Annotated in this window: 17 protein-coding genes; 8 read left to right on the top strand and 9 right to left on the bottom strand. The window is 70.1% G+C overall.

Annotation, left to right across the window (positions count from 1 at the left end):
- The first annotated feature begins 27 nt into the window (after positions 1 to 27).
- Positions 28 to 1,272: a GNAT family N-acetyltransferase gene (locus tag ROJ8625_RS12550; protein WP_085792227.1), complete on the top strand. Its 1,245-nt coding sequence runs from the start codon at positions 28 to 30 to the stop codon at positions 1,270 to 1,272.
- On the opposite strand, the gene ROJ8625_RS12545 is transcribed toward ROJ8625_RS12550, so the two are convergent.
- Positions 1,248 to 2,252, bottom strand: coding sequence for a type I glyceraldehyde-3-phosphate dehydrogenase (locus ROJ8625_RS12545; protein ID WP_085792226.1), 1,005 nt, complete (start codon positions 2,250 to 2,252; stop codon positions 1,248 to 1,250). The two genes, ROJ8625_RS12550 and ROJ8625_RS12545, sit on opposite strands and share 25 nt — an antisense overlap.
- A gap of 93 nt (positions 2,253 to 2,345) precedes the next feature.
- On the bottom strand, positions 2,346 to 3,212 hold the full coding sequence (gene metF / locus ROJ8625_RS12540; RefSeq protein WP_085792225.1) for a methylenetetrahydrofolate reductase [NAD(P)H]: 867 nt from the start codon (positions 3,210 to 3,212) through the stop codon (positions 2,346 to 2,348).
- Between the two features lie 98 nt (positions 3,213 to 3,310).
- Here metF and ROJ8625_RS12535 point away from each other — a divergent pair, with 98 nt between their 5' ends.
- The gene (locus tag ROJ8625_RS12535) at positions 3,311 to 4,216 is read left to right on the top strand and encodes a LysR family transcriptional regulator (RefSeq protein WP_085792224.1); all 906 of its coding nucleotides are present in this window, start codon (positions 3,311 to 3,313) and stop codon (positions 4,214 to 4,216) included.
- 65 nt (positions 4,217 to 4,281) lie between these two features.
- Here the strand turns inward: ROJ8625_RS12535 and ROJ8625_RS12530 are convergent, their stop codons facing one another.
- Complete coding sequence (locus ROJ8625_RS12530; RefSeq protein WP_085792223.1) at positions 4,282 to 4,488, bottom strand: cold-shock protein; 207 nt, start codon at positions 4,486 to 4,488, stop codon at positions 4,282 to 4,284.
- Between the two features lie 234 nt (positions 4,489 to 4,722).
- Between ROJ8625_RS12530 and ROJ8625_RS12525 the strand changes: the two genes are divergently transcribed.
- On the top strand, positions 4,723 to 5,040 hold the full coding sequence (locus ROJ8625_RS12525) for an ArsC/Spx/MgsR family protein (RefSeq protein WP_085792222.1): 318 nt from the start codon (positions 4,723 to 4,725) through the stop codon (positions 5,038 to 5,040).
- Here the strand turns inward: ROJ8625_RS12525 and ROJ8625_RS12520 are convergent.
- From ROJ8625_RS12520 to thrS, 5 genes are all read right to left on the bottom strand, one after another.
- On the bottom strand, positions 5,037 to 5,597 hold the full coding sequence (locus ROJ8625_RS12520) for a DoxX family protein (RefSeq protein WP_085792221.1): 561 nt from the start codon (positions 5,595 to 5,597) through the stop codon (positions 5,037 to 5,039). The genes ROJ8625_RS12525 and ROJ8625_RS12520 overlap by 4 nt on opposite strands.
- Before the next feature lie 11 nt (positions 5,598 to 5,608).
- Positions 5,609 to 6,340: an HvfC/BufC N-terminal domain-containing protein gene (locus tag ROJ8625_RS12515; RefSeq protein ID WP_085792220.1), complete on the bottom strand. Its 732-nt coding sequence runs from the start codon at positions 6,338 to 6,340 to the stop codon at positions 5,609 to 5,611.
- On the bottom strand, positions 6,337 to 7,185 hold the full coding sequence (gene bufB, locus ROJ8625_RS12510) for an MNIO family bufferin maturase (protein WP_085792219.1): 849 nt from the start codon (positions 7,183 to 7,185) through the stop codon (positions 6,337 to 6,339). Before bufB ends, ROJ8625_RS12515 begins: the two co-directional genes overlap by 4 nt.
- Positions 7,186 to 7,275: 90 nt before the next feature.
- Positions 7,276 to 7,617: a BufA1 family periplasmic bufferin-type metallophore gene (locus tag ROJ8625_RS12505; protein WP_085792218.1), complete on the bottom strand. Its 342-nt coding sequence runs from the start codon at positions 7,615 to 7,617 to the stop codon at positions 7,276 to 7,278.
- A gap of 225 nt (positions 7,618 to 7,842) precedes the next feature.
- Positions 7,843 to 9,822 carry a threonine--tRNA ligase gene (thrS, locus tag ROJ8625_RS12500; protein WP_085792217.1) on the bottom strand — a complete coding sequence of 660 codons (1,980 nt, stop codon included), beginning with the start codon at positions 9,820 to 9,822 and terminating at the stop codon, positions 7,843 to 7,845.
- A 132-nt stretch (positions 9,823 to 9,954) separates the two neighbouring features.
- Here thrS and ROJ8625_RS12495 point away from each other — a divergent pair, with 132 nt between their 5' ends.
- Positions 9,955 to 11,229 (top strand): MFS transporter, encoded by a 1,275-nt coding sequence (locus ROJ8625_RS12495; protein WP_085792216.1) that lies wholly within the window; start codon positions 9,955 to 9,957, stop codon positions 11,227 to 11,229.
- Positions 11,230 to 11,248: 19 nt separating this feature from the next.
- Here ROJ8625_RS12495 and ROJ8625_RS12490 read toward each other — a convergent pair whose 3' ends face one another.
- On the bottom strand, positions 11,249 to 11,815 hold the full coding sequence (locus ROJ8625_RS12490; protein ID WP_085792215.1) for a hypothetical protein: 567 nt from the start codon (positions 11,813 to 11,815) through the stop codon (positions 11,249 to 11,251).
- Between the two features lie 159 nt (positions 11,816 to 11,974).
- On the opposite strand from ROJ8625_RS12490, the gene ROJ8625_RS12485 reads away from it, so the two are divergent.
- From ROJ8625_RS12485 to ftsW, 4 genes are all read left to right on the top strand, one after another.
- Positions 11,975 to 12,715: an alpha/beta hydrolase gene (locus ROJ8625_RS12485; protein WP_085792214.1), complete on the top strand. Its 741-nt coding sequence runs from the start codon at positions 11,975 to 11,977 to the stop codon at positions 12,713 to 12,715.
- A gap of 49 nt (positions 12,716 to 12,764) precedes the next feature.
- Positions 12,765 to 13,763, top strand: coding sequence for an alpha/beta hydrolase (locus ROJ8625_RS12480; protein ID WP_085792213.1), 999 nt, complete (start codon positions 12,765 to 12,767; stop codon positions 13,761 to 13,763).
- A 78-nt stretch (positions 13,764 to 13,841) separates the two neighbouring features.
- Positions 13,842 to 14,840, top strand: a complete 999-nt coding sequence (locus ROJ8625_RS12475) for a nuclear transport factor 2 family protein (RefSeq protein ID WP_085792212.1) — start codon at positions 13,842 to 13,844, stop codon at positions 14,838 to 14,840.
- Positions 14,841 to 14,873: 33 nt separating this feature from the next.
- Positions 14,874 to 16,040, top strand: a complete 1,167-nt coding sequence (gene ftsW, locus ROJ8625_RS12470) for a putative lipid II flippase FtsW (RefSeq protein ID WP_085792211.1) — start codon at positions 14,874 to 14,876, stop codon at positions 16,038 to 16,040.
- The last annotated feature ends 35 nt before the right edge of the window (positions 16,041 to 16,075 follow it).

The following is a 16,075-nucleotide window of genomic DNA, read 5'->3' as shown; positions in this document are numbered from 1 at the left end:
CTCGTGATTGTTCCGGACACTTCGCCCATGCTTGACGCCGCGCCCCTCGCCGCATCTTCCGACGGTGACGTCTCTCACCGGATCCACTCCGGCAGTTTCGTCGTCGAGACCGTGGACACCCACGACGCGTTCCGCCGTCTGAAGCCCGACTGGCAGGCGCTCGCGGCGCGGGATCCGCAGATGAGCGTGTTCCTGTCGTGGGCGTGGCTCGACCGTGCTTTCCGGGACAATCCCGGCCGCTGGCGGGTCTACGTCGTGCGCGCCCGCGCCGAGGGCGGGGCGGCGGTCGCGATCCTGCCGCTGATGCTGCGCGCCCGCTGGAACGCCGGGGACGGGCGGCTGGAGACCGTGCTCGTCTCCGCCGGGCGGCTGATCCTGAGCGACTATACCGGGATGCTCGTCGCGCCGGAGCACGAGGACGGCGCGCTCGCGGCGCTGGCCGCGGCGCTGTCCGCGCGGCCCTGGACCACGCTGTCGCTCGCGGCCGAGATCGCGCCGGAGCGCGCGCGGCGGTTCGCGGCCTGCTTCGACGCCAGCGCCGTCACGGTCGTCGAAGACGCGGACGCGGCCGCCCGTGCGGCCTCGGTCCGCCCGGTGCTCGCGCTCCCCGAGAGCTACGAGACCTGGCTTCAGACCGCGCCGCGCCGCCCGTTCGCGCAGCGCATCCGCCGGTTCGAACGGCGCTATCTCGGCACGGGCCGGCGCTGCGTCACGATCACCACCGCCGACAGCTTCGAGCGTGACGCCGCCATCGCGCTCGCGCCGCGCCGCGCCGCCCTCGCCGCGGCGCTGGGCCCGGCGGCGGCGGAGCGCGCGGCCGCAAACGGCCGCGCGGTCCTGGCCAACGCGCTCGGGACCGATGCGCTGATGATGATGGTGCTGTGGGAGGGCGACACCGCGCTCGGTGCGCTTGCCCACATCCTCGACCACGACATGGACCGCGTACACGTGACCGAGGGCGGCGCCGCGCCCGATGGCGCGACGGCATCGGTCGGCGTTCTGTTGCATGCCGAAGCGATCCGCTGGGCCATTGCGCACGGCTTCACCAGCTACGATTTCGGGCCCGGCGCCGCGCCCTACAAGACTGCGTTCGGCGCACGGTCGCGCACCGCGCCGGCGCTGCACATCCGGCGTGAGGAGGCGACGGCGGGCGGCCCGTTGGACCGGGCGAGCCTTGGCGATGGCCTGCGCGCGGTGTCGGCGCTTCTCGATGCCGGAGAGGTCGCGTCGGCGCGGCGGGCGGCGGGTCAGCTCGCCGCGGTCGCCACCTGACGCACCGCCATCCGCCGCGCCATGTCGATCATCCGCGCCGAAAAGCCCCATTCGTTGTCGTACCAGCCGAACACGCGGATCTGAGCCGCATCGGGCGCGAGCGTTTCCGGCAGTGCGATGACCAGGCTTTCGGGCCGCGCGCGCAGATCGGTCGAGACGCAGGGATCATCGGTCACCCCGAGAACCGGGCTCTCGCCGGCGATCCGAGCCAGGAGCGCGCGTGGGTCTTCGCCGAGGGGAGATTCGAAAGTCAGCACCGCGTCGATCGCCGACACGCTCAGCGTCGGGACACGGACCGCGGCGCCGGTGATGCGGCCGGCCAGTTCCGGCACGATGCGCCCGACGAGGCGGGTGGCGCTCGACGTGGTGGGCACCATCGACACCGCGGCGGCGCGGCTGCGGGCGAGGTCGCCGCGCGGCGCGTCGACCGTGGGCTGAGAGCCGGTGTAGCAGTGGATCGTCGTCATGTGACCGCGGGCGATCGGTGCGGCGGCGTGTAGTGATTTCAGGAGCGGCGCCAGCGCGTTCGTCGTGCAGGAGGCGTTCGACACGATGCGCGCCTCGCCCAGCCGGTCCTCGTTCGCACCGATCACCAGCGTTTCCTCGGCCTCGTCGCAGGGGCCCGAGATCAGGACGTTGGTGGCGCCGGCCTCGAGCCCGCGGCGGGCCTGATCGCGGGTCTTTATGGTGCCGGTGCAATCCATGACCACATCCACGCCCGCGAGCGGCAGGCGCCCGAGGTCCCGCTCCGACAGAAGGGGGATGTCGCGGCCGTCGATGCGAAGACCGTCCTGCGTGGTCTCGACCGTGCCGGGGAAGGGGCCGAAGACGGAATCGTAGCGGAAGAGGTAGGCACAGGTGTCGCGCGGGGCGATGTCGTTGACGAAGGCGATCTCGATGTCGTCCGTGCCGCGGCCGGTCAGAACCTGCCGCAACACCGTCCGCCCGATCCGCCCGAAGCCGTTGATCGCGATACGCATGAGGACCCTCCGCCGATTTCGATCGCGCGGACGGTCCTGCGTTTCGCGGGGAGGTGCAAGCCGCCGTTTGCGGCGGTATGCCGGAGGGTCGCCTCAGGCGACGTTTTCCAGGCGAGTCTCCGGGGTCACGCCGACCGCGTGGCAGACGTCGCGCGTCAGCTCGGGCTTGTTCAGCGTGTAGAAGTGCAGTTTGTCCACACCGCCCTCGATCAGCGCCTCGCACATCTCGGTGCAGAGCGCAGTCGCCAGAAGCTCGGTGCGGCCGTCGCGCTCGGCGGCCTCGAAGGCGTCGATCACCCAGTCGGGGATCCGGGTGCCACAGCCCTCGGCAAAACGCCGCGCGCCCTTCCAGTTCTCGACCGGGAAGATGCCGGGCACGATCGGCTTGTCGATGCCGGCCTTCGCGCAGGCGTCGCGGAAGCGGAAGAACGTGTCCGCCTCGAAGAAGAACTGGGTGATCGCCTCGTCCGCGCCCGCGTCGAACTTTCGCTTGAGATAATCGACGTCGTCCTGCATCGACCCGGCGTTCGGGTGCACGTCCGGATAGGCGCCGACCCGGATCGTGAAGTCGCGCTCCGCCTTCAGCGCCTCGATGAGCTCGCACGAATTGCGAAAGCCCCCGTCGGTCGGCGTGAAGCGATCCTCGCCTTTCGGCGGATCGCCGCGAAGCGCCACGATGTCGTGCACGCCCACGTCCCAGAAGTCGCGTGCGATATCGAGTGTCTCTTCCCGCGTGGCGTTCACGCAGGTCAGGTGCGCCGCGGTGCGCAGGCCCGAGTGCTTGTGGATCGTCTTGACGGCGTCGCGCGTCAATTCGCGCGTCGTTCCGCCGGCGCCATACGTCACGGAGACGAAGCGCGGTCCCAGCGGGGCCAGCGTCTGCACGGTGTCCCACAGGCGGAACGAGGCCTCGAGCGATTTCGGCGGAAAGAATTCCAGCGAGATTTCCGGGCGCTGCATCGGACAGGGTCCTTCCTTTGGCTTTCGTCGCTTGTGCCATGCGGGCTGTCGTGAGACAAACTCATAAATCTCAAGACGATCATGAGCCGGACGCTGGCATGCATATCGAGTTCCGCCATCTGCGCACCATCAAGGCCATCCACGAGATGGGCGGCGTGGCCCGCGCGGCCGAAAGCCTGAACATCACCCAGAGCGCGCTGAGCCACCAGATCAAGGGACTGGAGGACCAGGCCGGGGTCGAGCTCTTCGTGCGCCGGTCGAAGCCGATGCGGCTGTCCCCGGCGGGCCTGCGGCTGTTGCGGCTGGCCGACCAGGTGCTGCCGCAGGTCGAGGCGCTCGCGGCCGAGTTCGAGGGACTGCGCTCCGGCGTTTCGGGGCGCATGCATATCGCGATCGAGTGCCACGCCTGTTTCGAATGGCTGTTCCCGGTGCTCGAGGGCTTCCGAAAGTCGTGGCCGGACGTGGACGTGGACATCCGCCCGGGCCTCGCCTTCGACGCGCTGCCGGCGCTTCTCAAGGAAGAGGTCGATCTCGTGGTGTCGTCGGATCCCGAGGATCTGCCGGGCGTGACCTTCACGCCGCTCTTCGACTACGCGCCGGTCTTCGTCGCGGCCTCCCAGCATCCGCTGGCGCAGCGGCAATGGATCGACGCGGAAGATTTCCGCGGACAGACGCTCATCACCTACCCGGTGGAGCGCACGCGCCTCGACGTGTTCAGCCAGCTTCTGACGCCGGCCAAGGTCGAACCCGGCGCCGTGCGGCAGGCGGAGTTGACCGCGGTGATCCTGCTGCTCGTCGCATCGAACCGCGGGGTCGCGGTCCTGCCGGACTGGGTGGTCCGCGAGGTGAAATACAACTCCGACTACGTGACACGCCCGCTGACGCAGACGGGGATCACCCGCCGGCTCTACGCGGCGACGCGCACGGCCGACGCCGGCAAGCGCTATGTCGGCGACCTGATCGCGCTCGCGCAGGCCGAGGCCGAGCGGCTGCAAGCCGCCTGACGCGCCCGCGACACGGGAGCCGCGCGCCGGCCAGGAACCTGCGCCGGATCGTCAGGACGCGTCGATCAGAGGGTTTTGAGGTCCGAGGCCATCATACGGCCGTCCCGGCCCTCCTTAAGCTCGTAGCTGATCTTCTGATTGTCGGCGAGGCCGGTAAGGCCCGACCGCTCCACCGCGGAGATGTGCACGAAGACGTCCTTGCCGCCGTCCTCGGGCGCGATGAAGCCATAGCCCTTGGTGGTATTGAACCATTTCACGGTGCCGTTCGGCATGTCCCGTGTCTCCTTTGTCGTCGTCATTCCTGCCCGCGCGTTCCATACGCGGGACGTTGCGTCACAATCGATTGGCGGAAGGAGATCGGGGCAGCGCCACGGACCCTGTCCGGCCCGGTATCTTCGAAAGTCACCCCGACACGATTACATGCAGTTTGTAAAAAGCAAGAGAAACAGCCTCGCGTGCGCAACGCCGCAAGGATATGTGATTGTGCATGTGGCAACGGGGCGAAAATGATCATTTATGGCCTGAAAACCTGCGATACCTGCCGAAAGGCGCGCAAGGCGCTGCCGGAGGCGACGTTCGTCGACGTGCGCGACGAGGGCCTGCCGGCCGAGACTCGCGCCGCCGCGCTCGCGACGTTCGGCGATGCGCTGGTCAATACCCGCTCGACCACATGGCGGGGCCTGTCCGCGGCCGAACGTGACGCCGCGCCGGAGGCGCTGCTGTCGGACCATCCGACGCTGATGAAGCGGCCGCTCATTGCTCTGGACGAGAGCACCCTTCTGCTCGGCTGGGACGCGGAGGTGAGATCGCGCCTCGGACTCTAGGCCGGGCGTGGCGCGGTGGCGCCGGGGCGTCCGCGCGCGATCAGCGCGTCCGCCGAGAGAAGCCCGCCGCCTTTCACCACGAGCACCAGCAGCAGGAAGACCCAGAGCGCGCGCTGGTCGAGGATCGCGGCATCCGGGATCCGGTCGAACCACGCGCCGAGCGTCTCGGCGTGTTCGATGCCGCCGTGGCCGTAGAGGTCCGTCAGCGACTGCACGACGATGAACCCGATCATGCCGAGCGCGGCGAGGCGGGTCAGCAATCCGATGACGATCGCCAGGGGCAGCAGGAATTCCGCCCAGGTGCCGGCCACTGTCACCGCCCAGTGCCACAGGCCGAACTGGCTCGCATCGTAGCCGACTGCCTCGAACTGGCGGGGAAAGATCTGCGCATAGGCCCCGGTCGACGGTGAGAAGAGGCCGAGCGCGCCATCGCCGAGCTTGGTCAGGCCCGCCGCCCAGAAATAGCTCAGAAGCGTCGCGGCAAAGACGAGACGTGCGAGGAGCGGCAGGAGGGCGTCGTGCCGGTCGGCGGGCTGGAACAGCAGGCGGTGCAGCATCGGGGGGCCTTTCAAGCGTCGATCGCGACGATGGCGCGGGTTTCGAGAAGGGGCGCGAGAACCTGCCCGAGGTCGGTGTCGGGGGCGGTTTGCCAGGCGGCGCCGAGCGGGGCGCCGGCCCGCAGCGCCGACAGGATGGCGACGCCGCCGGCCGGCAGGGCGCGCGGCTCCGGGTCGAAGTCGGGGCGCAGCACGACGATCTCTTCCGGGGCCATGGACGGCTCCGGCCCGCCGTCGAGGACGACGCGGCGCAGCGACAGGACCGGCCACGGCGATGACAAGAGCCGCAGCGACGGCGCCAGCCGCAGTCGAACGGTCATCAACGTCGCCTCGTCCATCGTGGCGAGGGGTGCCGGATCGGCCGCCTCGTGATCGGCGGCGTGGTAGGATTGACGGATCAGAAGGTCGAGCCGCGCGAGATCCGGAAGGTCCGGTCGGTCGGCCAGGTGCGGGTGCGCGGCGAGGTAGTCGGGAAAGCCCGTCCCCCAGTGCTGCAGCACCGGCGTGTCGGGCGGCGACGCGCGCAGGTAGTCCAGCGCGACATCGGAAAAGAGCGCCGGGCCGAGCCGCGCCGCGACAGCCGGGAACCCGGCCGCGAGCGCGTCGCGTAGCGATACGGCGACGTTGTTGCGATAGACGGCATACCGGCGCCCGGCCGGCCGGCCGGCTCCGTCGACGAGGCCCGCCGGAACGGGCGCGCGCGGATCGAGCAGCGCGCCGCGAAAGGCGGCCTCGCGGGTCATCGAACCGCCTCCAGCGCCTGCGCCGCGCGCGCAGCTTCCGCGGCGAGGACCGGCCAGTCCGGCACGTCGGTATCCCATTCGACGAGCACGGGGCGCGGTCCGGTCGCGGCCAGCAGGCGGTCCAGGAGTGTCCAGACCGGATCGGCCACTTCGCGGCCGTGACTGTCGATCAGGAGCGGCCCGCCGTGGTCGTCGGCATCGGTCTCGTGCCCGCCCAGGTGGATCTCTCCGACCGCATCGGTGGGGAAAGCGTCGAGATAGGCCTCCGGCGCGTAGCCGAGATTGGTGGCCGAGACGAAGACGTTGTTGACGTCGAGCAGGAGCCCGCAGCCGGTGCGGCGCACGAGTTCGGCCAGGAAATCGGGTTCGGACCACGTGCTTTCGGCGAATGCGAGGTAGCTCGACGGATTCTCCAGCAACATGCGGCGGCCGAGCGTGTCCTGCACCGCATCGATATGCGCGGCGACACGGGCGAGCGTGTCGGTCGTGTAGGGCAGGGGCAGCAGGTCGTTCAGGTATTCGGTGTCATGCGTCGACCATGCGAGATGCTCGGAAAAGCTGGCCGGGCCGATCCGGTCGCAGAGCGTGCGGAGCCGCGACAGGTGGTCGGGGTCGAGCGGCCCCGCGCCGCCGATGGACAGGCCGACGCCATGCACCGAGACGGGAAAGCGTTCGGCTAGCGCGCCAAGCTGCGCGAGCGGGCGGCCGCCGTCGCCCATGTAGTTCTCTGCGTGAATCTCGATCCAGCGCACGGCACCCGGGTCGTCCATCAGCGCCGCGAAGTGCTTGGCCTTGAAGCCCACGCCGACCGCGGGGGGCAGATCCGCTTGCCTGTGATCGAACATCGCGACCCTCTCTGTCCGTCGGTCCCGCGGTCTCTCGCTCTACCTGCAGGGCGTCCGGCGCGCGCGGCCCCGGACGCCTGGTCTCCGGCGTCAGACCGGCTTCAACACGGATGTGTCGGTGCCATCGGGCAGGTCGCGCGCGAGGCCCTCGAAGCCTTCTTCCTCAAGCGCCGCGGCCGTCGCGCCCTCGCGCCCGTCGGGCAGGTCGATCTCGCTGCAGGTGCCCGCATCGACCAGAGTCCAGGCATTGCCCTGGTAGTCGACGGTCGAAGTTCCCGCGCACGTCGTGCCGGGGCCGGCGGCGCAGTCGTTTTCGCCGGCGAGCGACACGCCGAAGCACTTCTCCTTGGCCTGCGCCTCGGCCTTCTCGGCCGTGGCGAAGGCAGCGGCGACGGCGCCCACGAGGGCTGCGGTCTTCACTGTGGTGGACATCGATCTCTCCCTGTTCAGGTCTCGTGCCGCCGGGGGGGGGCGGCACGAGAATGATGCCGCCTGCGACAAATCCGCGCCACACACAGCGACGTGCCTCACGCACGGTTCAGAACGCCACCGCCATCGAGGACATGCGGCAGCCAGGAGATATCCAAATTTTCAGTGGGTTACGGGGCGGAGCGGGCCCGGGGCGCGCGGCAGCTGAAACCTGCCGCGCGCCGAATGTTACAGAAGATCGGGCGGCGTTGCCTCGCGGGCGAGGGTCGCCACCGCCTCGTCGAGGCTCAGAACCGAGGTCGCCTTCTCGCCGAGCCGGCGCAGCGTGACGGTCCGCTCCTCGACCTCGCGATGGCCGATGGCGAGGATGGCGGGCACCTTGCCGACCGAGTGTTCGCGAACCTTGTAGTTGATCTTCTCGTTGCGCAGGTCCGCCTCGGCGCGCACGCCGGCGGCGCGGAGCGCGGCCACGATCTCGTGGATGTAGTCGTCGGCCTCGGACACGATGGACGCGACCACGACCTGGCGCGGGGCCAGCCAGAACGGCAGCTTGCCCGAATGCTCCTCGATCAGGATGCCGATGAACCGCTCGAAAGACCCGAGCGCCGCGCGGTGGAGCATGAACGGACGCTTCTTGTCGCCGTCTGGGGCGACGTAGCTCGCGCCGAGCCGTTCCGGCAGGTTGGGATCGACCTGGAAGGTGCCGCATTGCCAGACCCGGCCGATCGCGTCGGTCAGGTAGAAATCGAGCTTGGGACCGTAGAACGCGCCATCGCCCGGCTCCAGCACGTAGTCGCGGCCCACGGCCTTGATCGCGTTCTCGAGCGCGCCCTCCACGTGGTCCCAGCTCTCGTCGCTGCCCACCCGCTTTTCGGGACGGGTGGCAAAGCGGATCTCGAAGTCCGGGAAGCCGAGCTCGCGGTAGACGCCGGCGAGGAATTCGATGAAGCGCGCGCATTCCTCCTGGATCTGGTCCTCGGTGCAGAAGATGTGCGCGTCGTCCTGGGTAAAGCCGCGCACGCGCATGATCCCGTGCAGCGCGCCCGAGGGTTCGAAGCGCGCGCACGAGCCGAACTCGGCCAGACGGAGCGGCAGGTCGCGGTAGGACTTCAGGCCCTGGTTGAACACCTGTACGTGACACGGACAGTTCATCGGCTTGAGCGCGTTGATCCGCGTCTGCGCCTTGTCCTTCACCGCGGCATCGTCGGTTTCGCCATCGCGGGACTCGTCCACCTCGACGATGAACATGTGGTGCTGGTACTTCTCCCAGTGGCCCGAGGCCTCCCACAGCTTGCGATCGACGACCTGGGGCGTGTTGATTTCCTGGTAGCCGCCGGCGCGCTGCTTGCGGCGCATGTAGTCCTGCAGCGTGGTGTAGATGGTCCAGCCGTTCGGATGCCAGAATACCTGGCCCGGGGCCTCTTCCTGCATGTGAAAGAGATCCATCTCGCGTCCGAGGCGGCGGTGGTCGCGCTTCGCCGCCTCCTCGAGAAAGGTCAGATGCGCCTTCAGGTCGTTGCGGTTCTTGAACGCGACACCCTGGATCCGTTGCAGCATCGGCCGCGACGTGTCGCCGAACCAGTAGGCGCCCGAGACGCCCATCAGCTTGAACGCGTCCGCCGGGAGCTGGCCGGTGTGCTGGAGGTGCGGGCCGCGGCACAGGTCCTGCCAGTCGCCGTGCCAGTACATGCGGATCGGCGCGCCCTCGGGGATCCGGTCGATCAGCTCGACCTTGTAGGGCTCGTTCGTGTCCCGGTAGTGCGCGATGGCGCGGTCGCGATCCCAGACCTCGGTGGTGACCGGATCCCGGGCCGCGACGATCTCCTTCATCTTGGCCTCGATCGCGCCGAGATCCTCGGGCGTGAACGGCTCCGCGCGGTCGAAGTCGTAGAACCAGCCCTTTTCGGTCACGGGGCCGATGGTGACCTTGGTGTCGGGCCAGATCTCCTGCACCGCGCGGGCCATGACGTGGGCGAAGTCGTGGCGGATGAGCTCGAGCGCCGGCGCATCGTCCTGCATCGTGTGGATCGCGATGGCGGCGTCGGTGTCGATGGGCCAGGCGAGATCCCAGTGCGCGCCGTCGACGGAGGCCGAGATCGCCTTCTTGCCGAGCGACGTGGAAATGGCCTGCGCGACCTCGGCCGGCGTGATGCCGGCGGGAAACTCGCGCGCGTTGCCATCGGGAAAGGTCAGGGAAATCTGGCTCATCGGCCATGCTCCTCGTCGGTTCGGCGCCCACGGAACGCCCGGTTGCGGGTTATGTGTCGCGGGCTATCTGCCGACGGGTCGCGGAGGTGTCAAGCCGCGCGGCGACCCAGGCCGACAGCCCAGGAGACGTGAATGGTCGATGTGAGCGACGAGGAGGTGCGCGAGGTCTACGGCACCCTGACCGACGATGACGGTGCGGCGAACGCCCGCGAGGCGCGCAACGGGATCCGCCACATGGTGTCGTTGTCGGTTCAGAAGGTAGCCGACGGGCTCATCGATCCAAAGCTCGTGCTCGCATGGCTGATGAACGCGGTCGGCGCCCCGGCCGTTCTGGTGTCGCTCCTTGTGCCGATCCGCGAGGCCGGCGCGCTGCTGCCGCAGATCCTGCTGGCCGGGGTCGTCCAGGCGCGCGAGCACCGCAAGTGGGTCTGGGTGGCCGGCTGCGCGGTGCAGGGCTTTGCCGCCCTCGGGATTGCCGCCGCCGCGGCCCTGCTCGAGGGCTGGGCGGCGGGCCTCGCGATCTGCGTGTCCCTGACGGTGCTGGCGCTCGCGCGCGCCGCCTGTTCGGTCAGCTACAAGGACATTCTCGGCAAGACCGTCGCCAAGACGCGGCGCGGCGCGGTCAAGGGAGTCGCGGGATCCGCCGCCTCCGCGGCGGTGCTCGTCTTCGCGCTCTTGCTGATCTCCGGGCTCCTGCAGGATCGCGAGCCGCTCATCGCCGCGATCTGCCTCGCCGCGGGACTCTGGCTCGCGGCGGCGGCTGTGTTCGCGACGCTGGAGGAGGGGCGGTCGGAGCCGCAGGCGCGCGCGGCCGTCGACCTGAGCCCGCTCCGCGAGGATCCGCAGTTCCGCCGCTTCATCGCCGCGCGCGGCGCGCTCACGGCGACGGCGCTGGCGCCGCCATACCTCGTCATCCTGTCGGGGGGCGACGGCGCGCTGCAGCGCCTGGGCGCGCTTATTCTGGCCTCCGCGGCGGCGGCGTTCGTGTCGTCCTATGTCTGGGGACGGCTGTCCGACCGGTCGTCGCGCACCGTGCTCATCCTGTCGGGGCTGGCCGGCGCGGTGTCGATGGCCGCCGCGGCTCTGGCTGGCGCCGCGGGCTGGACCGAGGGCATGATCGTGGCGCCGCTGGTGCTTTTCGTGATGCAGATCGCCTATCGGGGCGTCCGCGAAAGCCGCTCCACCTACCTTGTCGACATGGCGCCGAAAGAGAGCCGGTCGAACTACACGGCGATCGCGAACACCTCGATCGGGCTCTTGCTTCTGGCGGCGGGCGCGTTCGGGGGCGCGCTGAGCACCGGTGGCGCGATCTGGGCTCTGTGCGGTTTCGCGGCGTTGTCGGCGATCGGCGCGCTGATCGCGTTCGGCCTCGACGAGGTCGAAACGACGGCCGGGCAGGACGACTGACCGGCCGCCGTGCGGTGCATCACAGCGATGATTGCGTGCGGCGGATGATCCGCTCTCCCGGAAGGTCGCGCCCGAGGATGGTCGTGCGCGCATCGCGCGCGAACGTGCCGAGCAGCTGGCGGTAGAAGCGCGACCGGCTCCCGGTGATCGCCGCCGCCGCGCCGCCGAGCACGCTGTCGGCGGCCTCGCCGGCGGTGACCGTGATCGGCACCGAGGCCCGCAACGCGCCGGAGGGATCGACCAGCCGGACGGTGCCGTCGAGCTGCGACTGGTCGCGTCCGAGCGCCGTGCTCGTGGCCGAGGCCACGGCGACGCGCGCCAGTTCCACCTGCATCGTCCATCCGCCCTGCGCCACGATGCGATCCGAAAACTCGCGCCGCAGCACGCCCTGCAGATCCGGCGCGATCACGTTGCGGACCTCCTGCGCCCCGGAATTGAGGAACGTCGCGCCGGACGGGACCACCTGGATCGTCGACAGCCGCAAGGCCCGTCGCTCGGCCGGGGACAAGGCCGTGTCGGAAGGGATCGGCGCGCAGGCGGCAAGGCCGGCGGCGCCGAGCGAAAGAAGGAGTGTTCTGCGGTGCATGAGCGGTCGTGTCCGTTGGTGTCTTGAGGTGTGCGCCGGGGGCCCGGCGCGGTTCGGACCCCACGACGGTAGCGGGCGGGGCGCGCAGGGCAATTCGCGTGCCTCGGGGCTGGAAACCGCGCGCAGGCCGGGGCAGGCTGCCCGGCAAACGGAGGACAGATGACCGACATCCAGCACATCGACGGCCCGGACGGGCGCCGGCTGGCCTACGCGAAGACCGACGGAACGGGCCCCTGCACGGTGTTCCTGCCGGGCTACAAGTCCGACATGGACGGCACAAAGGCGGTGCACCTCGAAGCCTGGGCGCGCGATCGCGGTCGCGCGTTCCTGCGGCTCGACTATTCCGGGCACGGCCGGTCGGGCGGACGGTTCGAGGACGGCGCGATCGGCGACTGGGTCGCCGATGCCGAGGCCGTCATCACCGCCGCCACCGAGGGTCCGGTGGTGCTGGTCGGTTCGTCGATGGGCGGCTGGGTCGGCTGCCTGCTGACCCGACGCCTCTCTCGGGTGGCGGGGTTCGTGGGCATCGCCGCGGCGCCGGACTTCACCGAAGACAGCTTTTGGGCCGGGTTCTCGGAGGTGCAGCGCCGGCAGGTGATGGAGGACGGGCATGTCGCCCTGCCATCGGATTACGGCGAGCCCTATATCGTCACCCGCCGGCTGATCGAGGACGGTCGCACGCACCTCGTGATGCGCACGCCGCTGCCGATGCCGTTCCCGGTGCGGCTGCTGCAGGGCACGGAAGACGAGGCCGTGGCCGGCGACGTGCCGCTGCGGCTGCTCGATCATATCGCGGGCGACGACGTGCGGCTGACCCTGGTGAAAGGCGCCGATCACCGCTTCTCCACGCCCGAATGCCTCGCGCTCGTCGAACGGGCCGTGGAGGAGGTCGGCGGATGATCCTCCGGCGCGCTGCAGATGCGGCCGCCGGCGCGCGGGCGAGGACGCCATGCTGCTGGTGCTGAGATGGATCGCCCGCATCGCGCTGGCGCTCGTGCTCATCGTGTCGCTGATGGCGGTCCTCGGCACCCGGACCCCGCGCGTGGACCCCGTGGAATTCGACGCCGAGACGCTGGGCGCGGATCTCGACGCCTACCTCGCGGAGCGCGAAGCGGCGTTCGACGACATCGTGCCGGGCACCGAAAAGCGGATCCTGTGGGCCGGCGAGCCTGAAGCGCGGACCGAGTGGGCGGTAATCTATCTGCACGGGTTCTCCGCCACGTCCGAGGAGGTCCGGCCGCTGCCGGACCGGGTGGCGGAGGCGCTGGGTGCCAATCTGTTCTTCACCCGGCTGGCCGGACACGGCCGCGATGGCGCGGCGATGGCCGGGCCGCGGGTGTCGGACTGGATGGCTGACGTGGCCGAAGCGATGGCCATCGGCCGGCGCATCGGCGACCGTGTGCTGGTCATCGGGACGTCCACCGGCGGCACGCTCGCCACGTTGGCGGCGGCGGATCCGGACCTGTCGCGCGACATGGCCGGGCTCGCGCTGATTTCGCCCAACTACCGCGTCAACAACCCCGCGGCCCGGATCCTGACATGGCCCGGCGTGCGCTGGTGGGGGCCGCTGGTGGCCGGAGAGAAGCGTGGCTTCACCCCAGTGAACGATCGGCAGGCCCGCTACTGGACCGAACGCTACCCGACCGTCGCCGTCCTTCCGATGGCGCGGAGCGTCGCGGCGGCGCGGGGCCTCGACCACGCGACGATCGAGGTGCCCGCGCTGTTCCTGTTCGCCGACGAGGACCAGGTCGTCGACGCAGACGCGACACGGACGGTGGCCGCGGCCTGGGGCGGGCCCTCGGCCATGCACGAGGTGACGCCGGGGCCGGACGCCGACCCCTACGCGCACGTGCTCGCTGGCGACATCCTGTCGCCGAACCTGACCGAGCCGCTGACCGCGCGGATCGTGGCCTGGGCGCAAGCGCTGGACGCGCCTGACGGCGATTAACGTTAATCACCGATTAATCTGCACGGGCTAAGCCGGCTTCGGCGGGTCGCGACCCCGTGCGTTGGTCGGAGGTCACTCGTGAAGGACGGCATCATCGACGGAGCGGCCTCTGTCGCCGCGCGCGCGACCGAGGCGATCTGGCGGCGCGCGGATTTCGCGGCGCCGGTCGACGCCAATCTGTCGCGGACGATCGTCCTGCGCGCGCCCGAAGCCATCGTGCAGGGGCGGATCGGGATCGCGACCGATGCCCTCGGGTGGTTGTCCGCCTTGCCGAGGCAGGAGTGGTTCGCGGAAGACACGGTCGCCTTGCCTGTCCGCGGCACAGTGCGCGTGACCGCGTTGCGCCGCACGGTCGAGGCCGCCCATGACGGCGACGGCGCCTTCGGGGCGGCGACCGGGCGACGCCTCCGGTACCGGGTGCTGTCCGAAGTGGCCGAGCGGGACGGGCGGATCACCGACATCTGGCGGGTCACCGACAGGGCGGCCATCCTCGACGCCCTCGACCTGTCGCCGGAGCGATGGGCCGCTGCCGCGCTCGCCGAGGATGCGGATGCCGCGCCGTTCACGCCGGCGCTCGACGTGCCGTCCGCCTATGCCGGCCAGGGCGCGCGCGACGGGCCGGGCGCGGAATTTGCCGATCTCGTCGAGCGTGCGATGGAGGGCGCCTTCGCGCTCTTCGAGGGGCGGTACGCGCCCGGCGCGGAGCTCGCTCTACCCGGCGGCCGCCGGGAGTACGGCCCGAACGCCGCGCGTGCCTTCTGGCTGGGGCTGCGCGCGGCGATCCCCGACGGGCGGTTCGAGGTCCATCACCGCGCGGGGCTGGAGGCGCCGGGCATGTGCCCGCGCGTCGCGCTGCGCTGGTCGCTGACCGGAAAGCACGGCGGCTGGGGCGCGCTGCGCAATGAGGTCGCCTGGCCGACGCGGTCGGGACCGGGCCTGCGGACTCCCGATGCGGTTCCGGGCCGGTCCATTGCACGGTATGCGCGAAAGGCCTTCGTTTGTGCTGGCGGCAGTGCGAATATTTCGCTAGACTCCTGCAATCAGACCCGGACAACCGGGCGACGCAGGCAGCACTAACGAAAATTCGAGCGGAACCGAGGCAGTTTTCCGATGACCGAGATGGTGTACGGCACGGCGCCCGTGGCGACGGGTGAGCCGGTGCTTCCCAAATGGTGGCGCACGGTCGACAAGTGGTCGCTCAGTTGCATTCTCGTGCTTTTCGGCATCGGGCTGCTGCTCGGGCTGGCCGCCTCTCCGCCGCTGGCGGAACGCAACGGTCTCGACCCCTTCCACTATGTCCAGCGCCAGATCGCCTTCGGCGGGCTCGCTCTCGTTGCGATGTTCCTCACGTCGCTCGCGTCGCCCGTTCTCGTGCGGCGCGTCGCGGTGATCGGATTTCTGGGCGCGTTCGTGGCGCTCGCGTTCCTTCCGGTCTTCGGGACCGATTTCGGCAAGGGCGCGGTGCGCTGGTACTCGCTCGGTTTCGCGTCGGTGCAGCCGTCAGAGTTCCTGAAGCCCGCCTTCGTCATCGTCTGCGCGTGGCTGATGGCGGCGAGCCTCGAAATCGGCGGACCGCCGGGGCGCCTTTGGTCCTTCGCGCTGGCCATCGCGATCGTGCTGATGCTGGCGCTGCAGCCCGATTTCGGCCAGGCCTGCCTCGTGCTGTTCGGCTGGGGCGTCATGTACTTCGTGGCCGGCGCGCCGCTCTTGCTGCTGATCGGCATGGCCGGGGCGGTGGTGCTCGCCGGGACGGTGGCCTACGACAATTCGGAACACTTCGCGCGCCGGATCGACGGCTTCCTCAGCCCCGAGGTCGATCCGAACACGCAGCTGGGCTTCGCGACGAACGCGATCCAGGAAGGCGGCTTCTTCGGCGTCGGGGTCGGCGAGGGTCAGGTGAAGTGGTCGCTGCCTGACGCGCACACCGATTTCATCATCGCCGTCGCGGCCGAGGAATACGGCCTGATCCTCGTGCTCGTCATCCTCGGTCTGTACGCGGCGATCGTGATCCGGTCGCTGATGCGCCTGATGCGCGAGCGCGACCCCTTTATCCGCCTGGCCGGGACCGGGCTGGCCTGCATGTTCGGGGTGCAGGCGATGATCAACATGGGCGTGGCGGTGCGGCTGCTGCCGGCCAAGGGCATGACGCTGCCCTTCGTGAGCTACGGCGGCTCCTCGCTGATCGCGGGGGGGCTCGCCGTCGGCATGCTGCTGGCCTTTACACGCACGCGCCCGCAGGGCGAGATTGGCGACATCCTGCGGGGCAGGATCCGCTAGCCGAGCGAGGAGAGCGGCGGGGCAGGGCCCCGCCC

The sequence above is a fragment of the Roseivivax jejudonensis genome (assembly GCF_900172265.1).
In the GTDB taxonomy this organism is placed as follows: domain Bacteria; phylum Pseudomonadota; class Alphaproteobacteria; order Rhodobacterales; family Rhodobacteraceae; genus Roseivivax; species Roseivivax jejudonensis.
Note: the sequence above shows the minus strand (reverse complement) of the source record. Positions and strands in the feature narration are given on the sequence as shown.

Coding starts and splice junctions, on each gene's coding strand:
- ROJ8625_RS12550 (WP_085792227.1), top strand. CDS start 28: ATGCTTGACGCCGCGCCCCTCGCCGCATCTTCCGACGGTGACGTCTCT.
- ROJ8625_RS12545 (WP_085792226.1), bottom strand. CDS start 2,252: ATGCGTATCGCGATCAACGGCTTCGGGCGGATCGGGCGGACGGTGTTG.
- metF (WP_085792225.1), bottom strand. CDS start 3,212: ATGCAGCGCCCGGAAATCTCGCTGGAATTCTTTCCGCCGAAATCGCTC.
- ROJ8625_RS12535 (WP_085792224.1), top strand. CDS start 3,311: ATGCATATCGAGTTCCGCCATCTGCGCACCATCAAGGCCATCCACGAG.
- ROJ8625_RS12530 (WP_085792223.1), bottom strand. CDS start 4,488: ATGCCGAACGGCACCGTGAAATGGTTCAATACCACCAAGGGCTATGGC.
- ROJ8625_RS12525 (WP_085792222.1), top strand. CDS start 4,723: ATGATCATTTATGGCCTGAAAACCTGCGATACCTGCCGAAAGGCGCGC.
- ROJ8625_RS12520 (WP_085792221.1), bottom strand. CDS start 5,597: ATGCTGCACCGCCTGCTGTTCCAGCCCGCCGACCGGCACGACGCCCTC.
- ROJ8625_RS12515 (WP_085792220.1), bottom strand. CDS start 6,340: ATGACCCGCGAGGCCGCCTTTCGCGGCGCGCTGCTCGATCCGCGCGCG.
- bufB (WP_085792219.1), bottom strand. CDS start 7,185: ATGTTCGATCACAGGCAAGCGGATCTGCCCCCCGCGGTCGGCGTGGGC.
- ROJ8625_RS12505 (WP_085792218.1), bottom strand. CDS start 7,617: ATGTCCACCACAGTGAAGACCGCAGCCCTCGTGGGCGCCGTCGCCGCT.
- thrS (WP_085792217.1), bottom strand. CDS start 9,822: ATGAGCCAGATTTCCCTGACCTTTCCCGATGGCAACGCGCGCGAGTTT.
- ROJ8625_RS12495 (WP_085792216.1), top strand. CDS start 9,955: ATGGTCGATGTGAGCGACGAGGAGGTGCGCGAGGTCTACGGCACCCTG.
- ROJ8625_RS12490 (WP_085792215.1), bottom strand. CDS start 11,815: ATGCACCGCAGAACACTCCTTCTTTCGCTCGGCGCCGCCGGCCTTGCC.
- ROJ8625_RS12485 (WP_085792214.1), top strand. CDS start 11,975: ATGACCGACATCCAGCACATCGACGGCCCGGACGGGCGCCGGCTGGCC.
- ROJ8625_RS12480 (WP_085792213.1), top strand. CDS start 12,765: ATGCTGCTGGTGCTGAGATGGATCGCCCGCATCGCGCTGGCGCTCGTG.
- ftsW (WP_085792211.1), top strand. CDS start 14,874: ATGACCGAGATGGTGTACGGCACGGCGCCCGTGGCGACGGGTGAGCCG.